Annotated in this window: 15 protein-coding genes and 1 tRNA gene; 2 read left to right on the top strand and 14 right to left on the bottom strand. The window is 38.3% G+C overall.

Annotation, left to right across the window (positions count from 1 at the left end; translation table 11 throughout):
* Positions 1–277: 277 nt before the first annotated feature.
* Positions 278–811, top strand: coding sequence for a L,D-transpeptidase (locus POF52_RS27895; RefSeq protein WP_034654880.1), 534 nt, complete (start codon positions 278–280; stop codon positions 809–811).
* A gap of 37 nt (positions 812–848) precedes the next feature.
* Here POF52_RS27895 and POF52_RS27890 read toward each other — a convergent pair whose 3' ends face one another.
* The 12 genes from POF52_RS27890 to sigW form a co-directional block, all read right to left on the bottom strand.
* Positions 849–1,334: a VOC family protein gene (locus tag POF52_RS27890; RefSeq protein ID WP_205662080.1), complete on the bottom strand. Its 486-nt coding sequence runs from the start codon at positions 1,332–1,334 to the stop codon at positions 849–851.
* Between the two features lie 89 nt (positions 1,335–1,423).
* Complete coding sequence (locus POF52_RS27885; protein WP_271997015.1) at positions 1,424–2,566, bottom strand: mannitol-1-phosphate 5-dehydrogenase; 1,143 nt, start codon at positions 2,564–2,566, stop codon at positions 1,424–1,426.
* A gap of 5 nt (positions 2,567–2,571) precedes the next feature.
* Positions 2,572–4,662 (bottom strand): BglG family transcription antiterminator, encoded by a 2,091-nt coding sequence (locus POF52_RS27880; RefSeq protein ID WP_271997059.1) that lies wholly within the window; start codon positions 4,660–4,662, stop codon positions 2,572–2,574.
* A gap of 60 nt (positions 4,663–4,722) precedes the next feature.
* On the bottom strand, positions 4,723–6,615 hold the full coding sequence (locus tag POF52_RS27875; RefSeq protein WP_271997013.1) for a PTS mannitol transporter subunit IICBA: 1,893 nt from the start codon (positions 6,613–6,615) through the stop codon (positions 4,723–4,725).
* Between the two features lie 160 nt (positions 6,616–6,775).
* Entirely contained in the window at positions 6,776–8,116 is a 1,341-nt protein-coding gene (locus POF52_RS27870; protein WP_334314420.1) for an SH3 domain-containing protein, read from the bottom strand.
* 143 nt (positions 8,117–8,259) lie between these two features.
* Positions 8,260–8,976: a YebC/PmpR family DNA-binding transcriptional regulator gene (locus POF52_RS27865; RefSeq protein WP_013054976.1), complete on the bottom strand. Its 717-nt coding sequence runs from the start codon at positions 8,974–8,976 to the stop codon at positions 8,260–8,262.
* A gap of 893 nt (positions 8,977–9,869) precedes the next feature.
* Positions 9,870–11,672, bottom strand: a complete 1,803-nt coding sequence (gene glmS / locus POF52_RS27860; protein WP_271997007.1) for a glutamine--fructose-6-phosphate transaminase (isomerizing) — start codon at positions 11,670–11,672, stop codon at positions 9,870–9,872.
* Positions 11,673–12,102: 430 nt separating this feature from the next.
* Positions 12,103–13,449, bottom strand: a complete 1,347-nt coding sequence (gene glmM, locus POF52_RS27855) for a phosphoglucosamine mutase (protein WP_271997005.1) — start codon at positions 13,447–13,449, stop codon at positions 12,103–12,105.
* Positions 13,450–13,477: 28 nt separating this feature from the next.
* Entirely contained in the window at positions 13,478–15,040 is a 1,563-nt protein-coding gene (locus POF52_RS27850) for a CdaR family protein (protein WP_271997003.1), read from the bottom strand.
* Positions 15,033–15,854: a diadenylate cyclase CdaA gene (cdaA, locus tag POF52_RS27845; RefSeq protein WP_013054971.1), complete on the bottom strand. Its 822-nt coding sequence runs from the start codon at positions 15,852–15,854 to the stop codon at positions 15,033–15,035. The genes POF52_RS27850 and cdaA overlap by 8 nt, the downstream gene beginning before the upstream one ends.
* Positions 15,855–16,046: 192 nt before the next feature.
* Complete coding sequence (locus POF52_RS27840; RefSeq protein WP_013081391.1) at positions 16,047–16,652, bottom strand: anti-sigma factor family protein; 606 nt, start codon at positions 16,650–16,652, stop codon at positions 16,047–16,049.
* Positions 16,653–16,666: 14 nt separating this feature from the next.
* Complete coding sequence (gene sigW, locus POF52_RS27835) at positions 16,667–17,230, bottom strand: RNA polymerase sigma factor SigW (protein WP_013054969.1); 564 nt, start codon at positions 17,228–17,230, stop codon at positions 16,667–16,669.
* Positions 17,231–17,394: 164 nt separating this feature from the next.
* On the opposite strand from sigW, the gene POF52_RS27830 reads away from it, so the two are divergent.
* Positions 17,395–17,556 carry an aspartyl-phosphate phosphatase Spo0E family protein gene (locus tag POF52_RS27830; RefSeq protein ID WP_013081390.1) on the top strand — a complete coding sequence of 54 codons (162 nt, stop codon included), beginning with the start codon at positions 17,395–17,397 and terminating at the stop codon, positions 17,554–17,556.
* A gap of 82 nt (positions 17,557–17,638) precedes the next feature.
* On the opposite strand, the gene rocF is transcribed toward POF52_RS27830, so the two are convergent.
* The gene (gene rocF, locus POF52_RS27825) at positions 17,639–18,538 is read right to left on the bottom strand and encodes an arginase (RefSeq protein WP_013054967.1); all 900 of its coding nucleotides are present in this window, start codon (positions 18,536–18,538) and stop codon (positions 17,639–17,641) included.
* Between the two features lie 163 nt (positions 18,539–18,701).
* Positions 18,702–18,777: transfer RNA gene (locus POF52_RS27820), tRNA-Ala, on the bottom strand.
* Between the last annotated feature and the right edge of the window lie 21 nt (positions 18,778–18,798).

Below are 18,798 nucleotides of genomic sequence, written 5' to 3'. Positions count from 1 at the left end.
TTTCTTTCACCTCCTGCCCTTCATTTCAAACTTTCATGATAATACATCCTAAATTAAACAGACAAGGTGCATTTTCATTTTTCTCTTTTTTATGAGGTATGTACCAGACCTTTAGTTGTATTTCTGCCCAGATTTTCACTTTATATTCGCTTATAAATAAAATGCACTTTCAGTTTTCATTCAGGAAAGATTCATATTCAGTCCATTTTCCTTTTATACACTAATAGCATGTAATTCATTAAATATGTAAACGAACAATAGAGGAGATGGCTAGAACGTGAGAAAAATTATACTGCAAGCAGCTGCTTTATGCCTCGCAGCTATTATCAGCATTTCTTATACAGCAAGTGCGGCGAATGCAAGTGAAAACGCAGCAAGTGGAGATTTAATTATTAATAAAAAAACAAATCAGCTTGCTTATTTTCATAATGGAAAGTTAGAAAAGACGTATTCAGTAGCTACGGGAAAAACATGGAGCGATACGCCGGTAGGCTTTTTCAAGATTGTTAACAAAATTAAAAATCGCCCTTACTATACAGGGCATATTGCAGGAGGCGCTTCTAATAATCCTCTTGGCTCTCGCTGGCTAGGGCTTAATGCAAACGGCACAACCGGCGACACATACGCTATTCACGGCAATAACTCAGAAGATAGCATCGGCAAATATGTAAGCCACGGCTGCGTACGAATGCATAATGCGGATGTCGAAGAATTATTCAATAAAGTGGCAGTAGGAACATCTGTAACTATTACGTATTCATCCAAAACCTTTGAAGAGCTGGCAAAAGTATACGGCTACGGACAGCTATGAAAAAATAAAAGCTTATCCAAGAAATCTGGATAAGCTTTTATCCTTCTCTATTCCCATACATGAGCTCCGTACTGTGTGAATATAGCTCAATAATATTCCCAAACGGATCTTCACAATAAACCAAGTAATAAGGTTTTCCAGGTCTTGTATTCCATACTTGGCTTCGCTTTTTACCACCTGATTGTTCGATTTTATCCGCTAACTTTTCCACGTCCTCGGCTATTAAACACATGTGAAAATAACTTTGATACTGCTCATCGCTGTCTTTTAATACAAGAGGCATTTGCGGCTTATTAAATTCAAACAGTTCAATGCCTACCTGGTTGTCAGCTGTCATGTGAGCATTTTTCATTTTTTTGATATGAGACCCCAGTAAATCTTGAGTCATATTTTCAGCTTTTTCTTCCTCCGCATTAAACGTATAAGGACCGGCAATCAGCTTAAAACCTAAAACTTTTCCATACCACTGCACAGCTTCTTCTACATCAGGTACAGCTAATCCAACGTGCGTAATGGCTACCATTTTATCACCCTCCTATACACAAACATTCCCTTTCTGCTAAAAGAAAAACAGCCCATTTAAAATGGACTGTTTACACGCACTAAATTCATTCACGATTTTAAAGCATTATATTGAGCAATGATTTCTTTTGTTAAATCATTACTTGCCTCTAACCCACTAATCTCTTTTAATACATACTCAATACCATACTCATGAATATTCGCTTGAAGCTTCATAGCCTCTTTATCTTCTTGCGGGTCAAATAAAAGCGCAGCGGCGACAGCCTTTGCTAAGTAGGTATAAGAAAGGCCCGCTTTTTTTGCTTCTAGCGCTGGACGAATCAAACGATCTTGAGGTCCAAGCTTGCGAATTGGCGCTCTTCCTACCCTTTTAACTGAATCATTTAAATGAGGATTTTTAAAGCGCTCAATGATTTTAGTAATATAGGCTTCGTGTTTCTCTCTATCTAAGTCATATCTTTTAATTAGATAGTTTCCTGTTTCTTGTAGCGTTTGCTGTACTTGTTCATAAATATCTGAATCTCTTAACGTTTGATCAATTGTTTCTTTTCCTTTTAAATAGCCAAAATATGCAATTACCGCGTGTCCCGTATTCACTGTAAATAACTTTCTTTCAATAAAAGGAGCAAGGTCAGGCACAATCGTCATTCCTTCTACAAACGGAATATCTTCAGGTGCCTCTACTACCCATTCATAATAGGATTCTACTAAAACATCAAGCGAACCTTGGTCATGTTGAATAGGCACGATACGATCTACAGCTGAATTGAAGAAAAAGACCTTATTTATCATATGAGCTTTTGTCTCTTCATCCAGTGCGTCAAAAATATAGCCTTTTAATAAATCTGTTGCAGAGATTTGATTTTCACAGGCAATAATATATACATTTTCGTCGCTTGCTTTTACACGTTCAGCCAAACCTTTAGCAATTAAAGGAGCAATTCGCGGCAGAACGTTCGGTCCGATGGCCGTCGTAATGTACGTTGCTTCTTTAATCGCTTTAATGACTGCTTGTTCTTGTGTCAGATTATTTAAACCAGATACGTTTTGAACAGCTAATGTCTCGGGATGCTCTGCGGCTGTTATTACGTTATACCCTTTATCTGCGTTTAACTGATTAATAACCTTTTCAGCAATATCTACGAATGTGACGTGATAGTTGCTTTGAGAAAACAATGCCCCAATGAATCCTCGACCAATATTGCCTGCTCCAAAATGAACTGCTTGCTTCACAAAAATCATTCCTTTATCAAATTATTTCGAAGGTACTCATGAAACGTATCCTCTAGCTTTTTGCGAATTATCTCTTCGTTCGAAGACGAAAAAATCATCATTGCTTCATGGTCTTCAATTAAACTGGTACTAATTAAACTTAAAATTTCTTGCTGTGCTTCACTTAACTCTTCAGGTGCGAGCATTAATAGAAGGTTACGCGCCTGCATGTTTGTTCCGTCCATACCTTTAACTGTGCAAGGCTGTTCTAAATGTGAAACTTGAAAAATCAGCTCTTTCACGTGATGTTCACGGCAATGGAACAGTGCCATACTCGTTTGCGGAATGCCTAAACCGCCTTTGTTTTCTCGTTCCTTAAGCTGATGAATAACGCAGCTGGCATTGGTTATTAAACGTTCTTTTTCAGCAGCGCGTACTACGTGCGAAATCACTTGATCGTGACTCACTTCATCCGAAAATCGATACATCCTAAGGTTTTGAAGAATTGATTCGATACTTCCATGCACATCTTTAATTTGCTTCATCGTTTCCTCAAAAGACGGTTTTTCTGTAGAAACAGTCTTATTTTTATATTGGAACGAACGATAGTCCTTATCTTTGGTTAACTTTTGAATGTTTTTCTGTAAAAAATTCTGGACGGATTGAATATCCTCTTCCGTTAAGAGTGGATTGACTAAAATGTAATCGACATTTAAAAAAGGCAGTCTTATTGTTGAAATCACTACGTCATACCCTTCAAGCGCGGCTTCTTTGATTTCTTTTACCGATTTAATGACAACTGAATTAATCTCCGGAATCTCTTTACGAATACGGCTAGCTAACATTTTCGAGGTACCAATTCCAGTTGGACAGACAATCAGCGCCTGTATTTCCATGACTTCTTCTTTTAGCACTAGCGTTGAACCAAAATGCAAAACAAGATATGCTACTTCATCATCTGGAAAAACTAAATCCGGCAGCTCTTGATCGATACTGTTTCTCACAGCCATAAATAAAACAGGGTACTTTTTCTTAATCTCTTCTGTTAATGGATTAAAAAGCTCCATTTTTTGCTTAAGACGAAAAATGGCCGGTTCCATATGAGCAAGCAGCCCTTGGTAAAGGGAAAAATCACCAGTTAAGTCGGTGTTAAGCTGAACAGAAACGTGAGCAATCATATTCTTAATAATCTGCCCAACCACTACGCTGTCGTAATATACGTCTCTAGTAGTTTGGAACTTTGCTGCACGCAGCCGCACTGCTAAGAAATGAATATCTTTTTCTGTAAAAGAAAGAGAAAATACCCGTTCAATTTCGCGGCAAATATCCTTCATTAAAAACATTTCACTCGCCAGTTCTTCCGTTTGGCCGCCGTCGTCTTCTAGATACATTTGCTTTTTCGTTCGCTGTATCATAATGCAAATATGAACAATGAGCCCTATATAATCGCTGTCAGCCAGCTTAGAATGATGCTGATTAATCGCTTGATGTACAATTCTGTCTACTTCTGCCAAATAATCCGGATAAAAATAGTGCAAAATCGTTTCATCCGTATGCTGCTGATTTTCTGCTAAAAACAAGCACTCAATTAACTCTTCATTAAAGTGAACAAGAAAATAATTAGCTAATGCTTTTCGTTTATTGGCTTCAGTAGCTTGAACCTCTACTCCCACCCCTCTTTTTCGGTGAAGGAGAACGTCAAATGTGGTTAACCACTCTGTTAATTCATCTAAATAAGCAGTTAGTGTAGTGATACTTACTTCTAAGTCTTTAGCCAGCGTTTGTAATTTAAATGAATCCCCTTCTTCTAGAAGAAGAATTAAAAGAATTAATTTTCTTTCCTGTGGAGACTGATCCGTCGTTTTAATCTTCATCAGCTCTTGAATAAGGCGAAAAATTTGTTCATTTTTACCTTCAATCATTAGTCCTTCATCTTGTGTACGAATCAGCTTCAAATCAAATTTTTCAAGTATTGATTCAATTGCCTTCAAATCTCGGTGAACAGTTCTTACACTTACATTCAAAAAAGTAGCAAGTGTAAGGGCTGTATGTTTTCCTGCCGTTTTAATAATTAACTCAATGATTGATTTTTCTCTTGAAGTAATAAACAAGAATATCAACTCTTTTCTTATTTATAAACAAAGGATAAAAAGGCATCTTCATGCCTTTCTATCCCGTTAGTTACGTTGAATAATAGCCATTAATTCTTTAACTGATTTGGCATGAACCATCTTTTCAATATTGTCCATATCAGAACATGTAATCGCGATACCAGATAAAATTTCTAAATGGGTGCCGTCTTTTCCGGCAATTCCAAAAATCAAACGAACTTTCTCACCATCAAAATCAACGCCTTCTGGCACTTGAATCACTGTAAAACCCGATCTTAAAACGTTCTTTTTCGCTTCTTCCGTACCGTGCGGAATCGCCACGTCATTTCCCATATAAGTAGAAGTCATATTGTCGCGCTCAATCATCGCTTCAACGTAGTTTTCTTCTACATATCCGCCTTTTACTAACACACTTCCTGCAAATCGAATTGCTTCTTCCTTAGAAGAAAAGTGCTGATTCAGGAAAACGTTTTCTTCTTTTAATAAACCATCATTACTATCTGTATTATTTTCTGCAGATACTCTCTTTTCTTCTTCCACTTTAGAAGTAGTATGATCATTTTTTAGTTGATCAATTAGTTTGTCATATTCCGGACTAGATAGAAAATTATCAACCGAGATATGATACGTATCTGGAACTTTATTTTGAGCTCTTGGCGTCAGCTCTTTCTGTGTAATAACGATTTGAGCATCACTTGGAATATTACTGATCGCTGTATTCGTTACCGAAATATTTAAATTTGCTTGTTTAACTTTCTTGCGAAGAAGAGAGGCGCCCATCGCACTCGATCCCATACCTGCGTCACAGGCAAAAACAATTTTCTGAACGCTTGCTGGTACTTCACCTTGCTGTTTTGTAACGCTTCCTGCTACAGAGCTCTTCTTGCCTTTCATCTCTTGCATTTTGCGAGCTGCTTCATCCAAATCTTCTGTTTGCTTGCCCGTTTTTAAAATTAACGAACCTACAATAAACGATACGATGGCTGCAACGAGAACACCGGAGATATTTGCAACATAGCTGCCTGCATTACCTGGTGTAGCAGCTAAAATAGCCAAAATACTTCCTGGTGAAGCAACCGCTTGTAAGCCTCCGCCTAAAAGAACAAATGTAAATACGCCGCTCATTCCGCCTAAAATAGCCGCAATGATTAGAAGCGGACGCATTAAAACGTAAGGGAAGTAAATTTCGTGAATTCCGCCAATAAAATGAATGATGGCCGCTCCCGGCGCTGACTGTTTTGCTGTTCCTTTTCCAAAGAAGCAATACGCTAACAGAATTCCTAACCCCGGACCAGGGTTTGTTTCTAATAACAATAGAATGGACTGTCCATTTGTTCGAATTTGTTCTGCTCCGATCGGAGATAAGATACCGTGATTAATAGCATTGTTTAAGAATAAAATTTTAGCTGGTTCAATTAGAATACTTGTAAGTGGAAGAAGGCCATGTGCAACCATCCAATCTACACCCACTACAAGCGCGCCTGTAAATCCGTCCACGGCTGGACTAACTCCTAAAAAGGCTAGAATTGCTAGAATTCCTCCAAGAATACCTGCTGAGAAATTATTAATTAACATCTCAAATCCTGTTTTGACTTTACCTTCAATAAACTGATCAAACTTCTTGATGATATAACCGCCAAGCGGCCCCATAATCATAGCGCCTAGAAACATCGGAATATCAGATCCAACGATGACGCCCATGGTGGCGATAGCACCTACAACGCCTCCGCGCTGATCGTGGACAAGCTTTCCTCCTGTGTAGCCGATTAGCAACGGAAGCAAATACTTGACCATTGGATCCACTAGTTTGGCAAGGCTTTCATTTGGAAAAAAGCCTGTTGGAATAAATAAAGCAGTAATAAGTCCCCATGCAATAAATGCTCCGATATTTGGCATAACCATTGAACTTAGAAAGTTCCCAAACTTTTGTACAGCTACTTTTATATTAGATTGAGCCATTTGCTCTCTTCCTTTCTCTACGTGATGATACTTTAATCGTAAGAGATTAAACGCTTTCATTCAATAAATAGGAAAACTAACTTTGTCGTACCATAGACAGACAAAGCTTTTAATTACATAAAAAAGCAGCTGAACTGCAAAAGTTCAGCTGCTTTCTAACTTAATATTTATCTAATTCACTTACAGGAGATTGAATAATAACCGGATTTTTCTCTGGATTTAACCATTTTAAAATAGAGACAACTTGTTCTTTAGAAGTAGCCGTACATCCTGCGGTATAATTTGTTCCTACATGGAAGAAGATTGCACTTCCCTTTCCTGGCGTTCTAGATTCATTATAATTAATGACAAACCCATAGTCGTAAGCCGGGATGTCCATGTTCTCAGCGCTCGTCCAGCGGCCATTAGCCGGCTTTTGCTGCCACGTATTATATAGAGAGCTTTTTGAATCGTCTACCCACACATCATTTGCTGTAATCTTTCGATATGGAAGCTTAGTTCCAGGGTTTGCATAGCGTCCGAATGCTGTGCCAATTGTATATTTCCCCGTCGGAGATTCCATATCTCCTTCTTTTTTCGATAAAGCGAATCCTTTTTGTCCAAGTACACCGTTCGCAGCTAAAACTTGCTTCCATTTTCCATCAACTTTTTCAAATGTTTGAATTTTGGCAGACTTCGTATCGTAGTTATCTGCTGTAACCAAGATGACTTGCTGAGCGTTACCTAACGTTTTAAAAGAATCGACTACGAGCTTTGGAGACGCTGTAGCTGAAGCCTGTACATAGTCACTGCTTACATAGCCTGTGCGGCCGTTGTAATTAATTTTGTACCAACTTCCGCTTTTGCTCACCACAGACAGCTTCTGGCCTTTTGTCACACTTCCTATGGATGCATAATTGGTGCCCGCTCCGCTTCTTACATTCAGCGTGCTTGCCGTTACTGTGTACGTTGTGCTTTCTGCTGGTGGCGTTGTTGTTCCCGATGCTTGTACATAATCGCTGCTTACGTAGCCCGTGCGGCCGTTATAGTTGATTTTGTACCAGCTTCCGCTTTTGCTCACCACGGACAGCTTCTGGCCTTTTGTCACACTTCCTATGGATGCATAATTGGTACCTGCTCCGCTTCTTACATTCAGCGTGCTTGCCGTTACTGTGTACGTTGTGCTTTCTACTGATGGAGTTGCTGTTGCTGTTCCTGATGCTTGTACATAATCGCTGCTTACATAGCCCGTGCGGCCGTTATAGTTAATTTTGTACCAGCTTCCGCTTTTGCTCATCACAGATAGCGTTTGACCTTTCACTACGCTGCCGATAATCCCATAAGTCGTTCCCGCTCCGCTTCTCACATTTAGCTTGCTTGCCGTCACTTTATATGTAACCGTCGATGCATATGCCTTTTCTTGATTTCCCCCGATTGAGCCAAAGCTAGGCGTTACAGCCGTTGCAAGTGTAGCTGTTAACGCCATCCCCACCATTAATTTTTTCAACTGCTTTCCCTCCATTTATCTCTTATAAAATTCTACTATTTTCTATTCTTAATTCATTATCTTACCATATTCGAAAAGAAGGGAAAGGGTCAATAGATGCTTTTCACACTGCCTATAAAAAAAGACAGACCTCTTTGATAGGTCTGCCTCTTTCACTATTATCCTAAATCAACGTTGTGATATACTTGCTGCACATCTTCTAGGTCCTCTAATGCATCAATCATTTTTTCAAACTGAGCTTGTGCATCTTCAGGAAGGGTTACATCATTTTGAGCAAGCATCGTTTGCTCAGCTACTGTGAATTCCGTAATACCAGCATCGTTGAACGCTTTTTGTACTGCATGGAATTGATCCGGATCAGCATAAACAATCACAGAATCTTCTTCCTCTAAAATGTCACGCACGTCTACATCTGCTTCCATTAACAGTTCTAGCGTCTCTTCTTCATCCTTACCTTCTACACCAATAACAGCTGTTGGATCAAACATGTACGCTACTGATCCGCTTACTCCCATATTACCGCCGTTTTTACCAAAAGCAGCACGCACGTCTGAAGCTGTTCTGTTTACGTTATTCGTAAGAGCATCTACGATAACCATTGAGCCATTTGGTCCAAAACCTTCGTAACGAAGATTATCGTAATTTTCTTCTGATCCGCCTTTTGCTTTTTCAATCGCACGGTCAATAATTGCTTTTGGCACATTGTATGTTTTCGCGCGTTCTAATACAACTTTTAACGCTTGGTTTGATTCTGGATCTGGCTCGCCTTGTTTCGCAGCCACATAAATCTCACGGCCAAACTTGGCATATATACGACTTGTATTAGCATCTTTTGACGCTTTCTTTTCTTTAATATTGTTCCACTTACGGCCCATATTGTTTCACTCTCTTTCAAAATTGAATCTAATAAAATAAATAGGCAATGATATATCCGTCTTTATTATACATCAATTCCCTCTTATCTTTCGAGTTTAATACCTAAAAAAGACAAGCAATCTTTTGGTATATTTCATTAACTAAATAAATGAGAAAACCATTTGATAACCGGCTGAATGATTTTTGTATATACATTTTTAAGCGGTTTGTATATACATCTCATCCAAATCCACCGTAAAGGATAGTAGATCATATGAATTACGATCCACTTAACTCCTTTCCAGAAACAGAGGAATATACGCTGACAAAATGAAACCACAGGAATAACAATTTCATTGTAAAATGGCGGCACAACATATTTCCAGAAAAGATAACCAGGGTAACAAACTAGATACAACACAGGGTATAAAACGTAATTCCATATAAATCTAGTTATAGGCAAAAAACATCGTTTCCAAACGAAGAGAATAAAAGGATAGATGAGGACACTCCATAGCCAAGAAATAGGATAAACGAACAAGAAACGTATAATGTATCTCCAAATGAAATCAATGACAGGTTGAATAATTCTTGTTCCTATCCATATGAGGGGCTTAGCGATAAAATGTATCCATAGCTTACACAAAATTTGAAATACAAAATAAAAGGGAAAATACAAGACAAAAAAGATGCCTCGCAACACGTACTTTATACTTTGAGCCAATCCACTAATGCTTTCCACATCCTTTTTAATAGCTGAGGTTCGTTCCTTTACCTATTTCATTATATAAAATAAATGGAGCAAGCAAATATATTTTTTAGCTCAATGAAACTTCTAGCATAAACGGTGTTTGTTCTCTTTCTCAGACATACAAAAACACCCTTCTATAATAGAAGGGTGTCTAGAACCTTATTATTCTACAGTAACTGATTTAGCTAAGTTACGCGGTTTATCTACATCGCAATCGCGGTGCAATGCAGCGTAGTAAGAGATTAATTGTAAAGGAATAACCGCTGCTAATGGTGAAAGTGTTTCGTGAACTTTCGGAATCACGTAGCGATCTTCTTCTGTTTCTAATCCTTTCATTGAAATGATACAAGGATTAGCTCCACGTGCTACTACTTCTTTTACGTTACCACGGATGCTTAAGTTTACATGCTCTTGTGTTGCTAATGCAATAATTGGCGTATTGTTTTCAATTAAAGCGATTGTTCCGTGCTTAAGCTCTCCTCCAGCAAATCCTTCTGCTTGGATGTAAGAGATTTCTTTTAGTTTTAACGCACCTTCTAAACCTACATAATAATCGACAGAACGTCCAATAAAGAATGCGTTGCGAGTTGTTGCTAAGAATTGAAGAGCAATGCTTTCCATTTCTTCTTTGTCGTCGCAAAGTACTTCCATTGTGTTTGCTACGATTGCTAACTCTTGAACTAAATCAAATTCTAATTCAATGCCGCGTGTTTTTGCTGTTACAGCCGCTAGAATTGATAGCACTGCTAATTGAGCTGTATAAGCTTTTGTTGATGCTACAGCAATTTCCGGACCTGCATGAAGTAATAACGTATAATCAGATTCACGAGATAATGTTGATCCCGGAACGTTTGTGATTGTTAACGCTTTGTAACCTAGTTCTTTAATTTGAACTAATACTGCACGGCTGTCAGCTGTTTCTCCACTTTGAGAAATAAAGATAAACAATGGCTTTTCAGATAAAAGCGGCATGTTATAAGAGAATTCACTTGCTACGTGCACTTCTACTGGAACCTTCGCCCACATTTCAATGAATTGTTTACCTACTAGGCCTGCATGATAGCTTGTTCCACATGCTACGATATAGATGCGGTCTGCTTCATCCATTGCTCCTAAAATGTCTGCATCAATGTGCAGTTCATTGTTCTCATTTTGATACTCTTGAATGATTTTACGAACAACTAAAGGCTGCTCATCAATTTCTTTTAACATATAGTGAGGGTACGTACCTTTTTCAATATCACTTGCATCAAGCTCTGCTGTGTAAGGTGCTCTTTCTACCACTTCACCATCAAGCGTTTTAATTGTTACGCCTTCTTTTGTAACAATTACTGTTTCTTTATCCATTAATTCTACGTACTGATCTGTTACTTGAAGCATTGCCATAGCATCGCTCGCTACAACGTTAAATCCTTCGCCAACACCTACAAGAAGCGGGCTTTTGTTTTTAGCTACGTAGATTGTATTTTTATCTTCGTTATCGACAAGAGCTAGTGCATAAGAACCGTGAAGCAAGCTCACTGTCTTACGGAACGCTTCTTCTACATCTAAGCCTTCTGCTGCGATTTTTTCAATTAACTGAACGATTACTTCTGTATCCGTTTCGCTTTTGAACGTTACATCTTGTAAATATTCACGTTTCAAAATAGCATAGTTTTCAATTACACCGTTATGCACAAGTGTGAAGCGTCCAGATGTACTTTGATGCGGATGAGCATTTTCTTGGCTTGGTACACCATGAGTTGCCCAACGCGTATGACCGATACCTGCTGGTGCTACAACACTGTTATCTACTGCCTGACGCAATTCTGCAATACGGCCTTTTTCTTTGAATACGTGTACGCCTTCATTGTTAACAACTGCAATACCTGCTGAGTCATAGCCACGATATTCTAACTTTTCAAGACCACGTAATAAAATTTCTTTCGAATCTTCTGTTCCAATATATCCTACAATTCCGCACATAGATAAAATCCTCCTTCATGTATGAAAAGAGAGTCTCTTTTCATCATCAATGATTATCATCTCAATGCTTTTGTCCAATAAGTCACCTCATTGTTTTTCACATCAAGTTTTCGGCCGTGATAATCAACAACCGGGAGGCATCCGCCGATACTTCGATAAACCTCCTCCTCGTCAACTAAGTCGTTTCCGTCCCTTTACTTAGTTCAGGCGCTTTGTATTCACTTTTAAACTAGATTGTTCACTCCTTTACATAAATTAAGAGACGAACAGATTTAATATTACAATAAGAAGTGAGAAAACGTCAATTATCTTCTTTACTATCTGTAAAAACAGCCTTTAGCATCAGATAATTTCCAAGAATTTTTCTCAACAATATAAAAATATGCATAAACGGCTTGAAACGTCACCGCTTATGCATATAATTAATGAATTACTCTAAGCCCATTTCTTCTTTTACTACTTCTACGATACGCGTTACATAAGTTTCACATTCTTCTTGTGTTTGTGCTTCAACCATCACACGTACTAACGGCTCTGTTCCTGAAGGGCGTACAAGTACTCGGCCATTACCGTTCATTTCTTTTTCCACTTCTTCAATAACCACTTTTACCTTCTCGTTATCTGTAACATGATGCTTATCTGTTACTTTTACATTTACAAGAAGCTGAGGATATTTCTTCATTTCAGCTGCTAATTCTGATAAAGACTTTTTCGTTGCTTGCATAATATTTACAAGCTGAATAGCTGAAAGCATACCGTCACCTGTTGTGTTGTAATCTAAGAAAATAATATGACCTGACTGTTCTCCACCTAGGTTATATTGATTAGCTTTCATTTCTTCCACTACATAACGGTCACCTACACCAGTTTGTGCACTTTCAATCCCGCTAGCTTCTAGTGCTTTATAAAAGCCTAAGTTACTCATAACGGTAGAAACAAGCGTGTTTTTCTTTAAACGTCCTTGTTCATACAAGTATTTTGCACAAATGAACATGATTTGATCACCGTCTACAATCTCGCCTTTTTCATCGATTGCGATTAAACGATCTCCGTCTCCATCAAATGCTAACCCAACATCCGCTCCCTTTTCTTTTAAGAAGGCACTTAATGCTTCCGGATGTGTAGATCCTACACCGTCATTGATGTTTAATCCGTTTGGAGATGCACCCATTGTAGAGATATCTGCATCTAAATCTGCAAATAAATGTGCTGCTAAAGATGACGTTGCCCCGTGCGCACAGTCTAATGCCACATGAATACCTGAGAAGTCTTCATCAACCGTTTGTTTTAAGTATTGAAGATATTTTTGTCCACCTTCGAAGTAGTCATTTACCTGACCTAAATCTCCCCCAACAGGTCTTGGTAATTGATCTGTGTCACTATCCATTAACGCTTCAATTTCATTCTCTTGGGCATCTGAAAGTTTAAATCCATCTGGACCAAAGAATTTAATTCCGTTATCTTGAACTGGGTTGTGCGAAGCAGAGATCATGACTCCTGCTTGTGCGCCAAGTGCTTTTGTTAAGTACGCTACCCCTGGAGTTGAAATAACACCTAGTCGCATAACTTCTGCTCCAATTGAAAGCAATCCTGCAACAAGCGCTCCTTCTAACATATGACCAGAAACGCGTGTATCGCGTCCGATTAATACTTTTGGTCGCTCTGAATCTTTTGTTAGAACGTAACCACCTAAGCGTCCAATTTTAAAAGCGAGCTCAGGAGTTAATTCACTATTGGCAACTCCTCGTACTCCGTCTGTTCCAAAATACTTACCCATTAATTTTCTCTCCTTCATGTCAAAACATTTAGTTTCCTGCTGTATTATCTGTCTGTCCATCTACGGGTGTAGAATTTTCATCACTTTGATTATTACTACTGTCGTCACCAGTTTCTGTACTATCTGTACTATCTGTTGGTGTATCTGTATTGTCTTCAGGTGTATTAGTCTCTTCGCTTGGTTTATCAGCTGAATCACCTGAATTTCCCGTCCCAGGATTTGTTCCTGATCCAGTTCCCGTGTCTGGCTTTGTTTCTTTATCGCTCGTACTTCCACTTGTTTCTTTATCTGTTTGCTCATCATTTGTCCCTGATTGTTTTTTCGCTGTTACACGAACTTTTGCCTGTTTAGTCGATAGAGTTGATGTAACGGAGTCGGGACTATTTATCATAATAGGAACCGTGTGCTCCCCGGCAGATAAATTCCCTACATTCGCTGACAAGCTAATGCCGCTTTTCGTCAACTTATCTAAATCAGATTTTGGTCCTTTTACATCCGCATCTACTGAAGTAGGAGAAAGCAGTTCATACGTGTACTTTGAGGATTGACCAGTTAAAGAAACCGGTAAATTCTTAAATGACTTAGTCTCAGCTGCACTTGCATCCGTTTCTTCTGCGTCTTTCTCATCACCTTGTTTGTCTACTTCCACGTGAACGGTAATTTGTTTAGGACTTACACTATCTATTCCGTCTGGAACAGGGACGTTCACCTTAATATCTTTAGATTTCGTAATACCGGTAACATCGACTGGAATATTATCAATTTTATCAATTTTTTCTAAAGAATCCGATGGACCGATAATTTTTACTGTATCTGTTTTAGGCTCTAGCTTCGTAATGTTGACACCTTCGCCTAGCGTGCCTTCTTGAATCACATCGATCGGCACTTTTTTACTAATATTTCTCACTGGGATTGTTACATTGACCGTTTCTGGTTGAACTGTTACGTTCAATTTATTTAAATTCTTGTCTAGTGCGACAACAGTTGCTTGTTTTGTCACTGTTTTTGAAGCATTATCTAAATCAATAATAGCTTTCACATAAGCAACTTGGTCCAATTGACTTGATGCGCCCGTTACCGTGACGGCTCTTGGACTAACAGTTGCTTCCCCTGCTTCATATCCATTCTTGACCTTGTTTTTATCATAGCTTGCCTCTACTGAAAACTGTTTTGAATCGCGTTCTTCAATTGTTACGTTTACAATATCAGGCTTAACCACTACGTTTAAATTATCAGAGATATTTCGATACTGAACTTTGACTCTATGCTGCCCTAAGCTTAAATTATCAAGGTCAATATAAGCTTGATAATCTTTTTGTAGCTTTGTTTGAGCCAAAATATTTTTAGGACCTTCCAGTGTCATAATAACCGTATCCGGAACACCTCTTACAATTCTGTTCTTCTCATTATAGGATACTTGAACTGGAACATCTGTTAATGTTTCTACTCCAGTGTTGGCAGAACTGCTTCGGTTCAGAATCTTATTTGATGAACTGGTACCATCATCTAAATTAACAGATAAATATAACATGAAGGCTAACAGCAACGCGATAATTTTCATAACCCACGATCGATTCATCAATTTATCCATTCTTCTTCAACCTCCATTGCCAACGAGTGGAAGAAGTTGCTTTAGAAGTTGTGACTAATTCTTTTTCTAGCATTTCTCTCAATGTATCAATTGTCAATTCACGATACAATTCACCATTTTTGGTAACGGAAATGCCTCCAGTTTCTTCAGATACAATGACAGTCACACTATCTGTTACTTCACTTATTCCTACAGCAGCACGATGGCGAGTACCTAATTCTTTTGAAATAAAAGGACTTTCAGATAAAGGTAAGTAACATGCTGCAGCGGCTACTTGATCCCGCTGTAAAATAACCGCTCCATCATGAAGTGGTGTATTTGGTATAAATAAGTTGATTAATAATTCAGAAGAAATATTAGAGTTGAGCGGTATACCTGTTTCGATATAGTCACCCATACCCGTCTCTCTTTCGATTGAGATCAATGCACCTATGCGTCTTTTAGCCATATAATGCGTTGCTTTTATAATCGCCTCAATCGTAACGGTACGTTCATCTTCTTCAGGCAAATTACTGCGTGAAAACAAACGTCCTCTCCCAAGCTGTTCAAGCGCTCGGCGCAGCTCTGGCTGGAAGATAATAATGATAGCTAAAAACCCATACGTTAACGCTTGGTCCATTAACCATTGCAGCGTATTTAGTCCAAGGAAGTTACTTATAAAGCGAACAACTAAAATCACCGTGATTCCTTTTAAAAGCTGTACTGCTTTTGTACCTCTTATGACCATAATTAATTTATATATGACGAACCATACCAGGAGAACATCAACAATTTTTCCTAAATATGAGAGGATTGGCAGGTCTCCAATAGGCATCTTCTCACTTCCTCTATATATGTAATAAAGATAACATAACCGTTTTATTATACCATAAAACAAAATTACACTGTAAATTACATCTTATTTTTAAATCCTTGTTCCTATATAATGTAGCCTTCTTTTTATATAAATAAAACCGTCCACTGTTCCTCTCTAACAAGATAAGCGGACGGTTTTATGTTTCAACTATTAAAAGTCAACAGCTTGTTTGGCATGAGTTTTGACGTTATACCATACCCAGTCAAAAATCTTGTCTAACTCTTCAATATTGCCTGTCACTTCTCCTGCAGAAGCTAGATACTTATCACCATGTATAACAGTAACGTTTCCATCTACTTTTCCTTCAATTTTAATATCGCCATTTCTCACAGTAATATCACCTTTGACGGTCTCACCTTTTGGTACAACGACTGTTTTATCGTGAATGACCAAGTTCGGCTGCTTTGAAACAGAAAAGTCTTCATCCGTTTCCCAAGCTGAAAACACGGTGCCGGACATTAACAGCACAAATACAGCAGCTGCACTAAGAATCGGGTGGTTTGTAAACCATCTATTCATTCGAATTCGATTCTTCTCACGTGGTAACCCAGCCATAACACCTGCTGTAAAGTTCATAGGTAATTCTATATGAGAAGTGCTTTGCACAAATGCAATGGTTCTTTTTAACTGATGCATATGCTGCTGACAACCTTTACATTGATGCAAATGCTCTTTTAATAACAGTTCATTTTCTTTTGTAATATCTCCATCTAAATGCTCATGAATGAGATTTACATACATTTTTGGACATTTCATTCTTAGTTCACTCCTTACAAGTGGCGAAGTCGATTTCTTAAAGCTTCACGTCCTCTGTGAATTCTAGTCTTTACCGTGCCAAGAGGCAGGTCTAAAATATCGCTGATTTCTTTTAAAGACAGCTCATCTATATATTTTAGGACAATGACAGTTCGATATTTCTCAGGTAGCTTTAATATTTCCGACTGAATGAATTCTTGCAATTCTACTTGCTCTAGTTCTTCCTCTGGTAAGGCCTGATCGGCAGCTATTTGAGAGTACATATTTAACCCGTCGGTCCCGGCTACTTCTGCATCTAAATAATAGTCTGGCTTTTTTTTACGAATTCGATCAATACAAAGATTTGTAGCAATTCGATATAACCAGGTGGAAAACTTTTTACTCGTGTCATAGCTATGAATATTTACATAGGCTCGAATAAACGCTTCTTGGGCAGCGTCTTGCGCTTCTTCCCGGTTTCCTAACATTCGATAACATAGGTGAAAAAGTTTATCCTTGTGATATTCTACTATGTCAGCAAACGCATCCTGGTCACCTTTTTTTACTTTTTTTATTTTTCTTTTTAATAATAAATCCATGTAACGGTTACCTCCGCCCATTGCGGGATAGTATATATACGTGTACTTTATCATAAAGTTTCACTTATGCTTAATTATTTTAACAAAAATTTGTCAAATACGTTTAAAAAGATCGTACGTAGGTTATGTAATTAGTATAGATGAAAAGAAGAGGAGTGGAAAGCTTGACTCATACAAAAGAGAACCTTTTGAATCGAATTGAAGAATGCAGAAATAACATGGTCACTCTTGCAGCAGAAAACCCTTTATCATCACTAACAGTAGTGAGAGTCAGTTCAGAGCTAGATGGTTTATTAAATGAATATGAAAAGTTTTTCTCTATATAAAGAAGCTCTCGAATCCGAACTAAGAGCTTCTTTTTTTTATCTTGATATATATTTCATGTACCTTTTGGTAGGTACTAATGTTTTATACTAATTTCTCTCCTAAAAGTGAGCCCATTAATGCAACAGCTACTGTAGCTGTTTTATTCCGTTCATCTAAAATAGGATTCACTTCCACAAACTCAGCAGAAGTGATTAGCTGAGATTCTGCTAACATCTCCATAGCTAAATGACTTTCTCTGTAGCTTATTCCACCGATGACCGGCGTTCCTACTCCAGGTGCATCATGTGGATCCAATCCATCTAAATCGAGTGATAGATGAACGCCATCTGTTTTATCACGCAAATATAAAATTGTTTCTTCCATTACTTTTGTCATACCCATTCGATCTATCTCATGCATCGTATACACTTTAATCCCTTTTTCCTTTATTAACTCTTTTTCTCCTTCATCTAAAGAACGTGCTCCGATAATCACAATATTTTCAGGCTTGACTTTAGGTGTGTAACCGCCAATTCGAGTCAATGCGTCGTCTCCTATACCTATACTTGCCGCCAATGGCATACCGTGAATATTTCCTGAAGGAGACGTATCTGCTGTATTCAAATCTCCGTGTGCATCATACCAAATCACGCCCAAGTTTTTATAATGACGACTTACTCCTGCTAGTGTTCCGATAGCGATGCTGTGATCTCCCCCTAGCACTAAAGGAAACCTTTTATTTGTAATAACATCACTTACGGTCTGAGCAAGCCTCTCGCTAGCATCTGCTACAGCTTTTAAATTCTTTAAGTTTGTATTTTCATCACTATGTACTCGTTCAGCTAAGGCAATTTCAATATTCCCTTTATCTTCTACACTATATCCAATATTCTCGATGCGTTCAATAACACCTGCATATCGTATCGCACTTGGCCCCATATCGACCCCTCGGCGTGTTTGACCTAAATCCATTGGTACTCCAATAATTGAAAGCTTATTCATAATATGTCCCCCCATCACAAATGTTGCTACTCTCCTATTGTAACGGCTAAATGAGCGATGGCTCAACTCGACACTTTTTTGAATATATATACAATTCTAATTTGTAAAAACTACACAAAAAAACCTTTAAGCAAATTGCTTAAAGGTTGTACGTTTATATGTATGGTGGAGCCTAGCGGGATCGAACCGCTGACCTCCTGCGTGCAAGGCAGGCGCTCTCCCAGCTGAGCTAAGGCCCCAATATCTTTTTTTATATAGAA

Source organism: Priestia sp. AB, from assembly GCF_028369225.1.
Taxonomy (GTDB): Bacteria; Bacillota; Bacilli; order Bacillales; family Bacillaceae_H; genus Priestia; species Priestia megaterium.
Note: the sequence above shows the minus strand (reverse complement) of the source record. Positions and strands in the feature narration are given on the sequence as shown.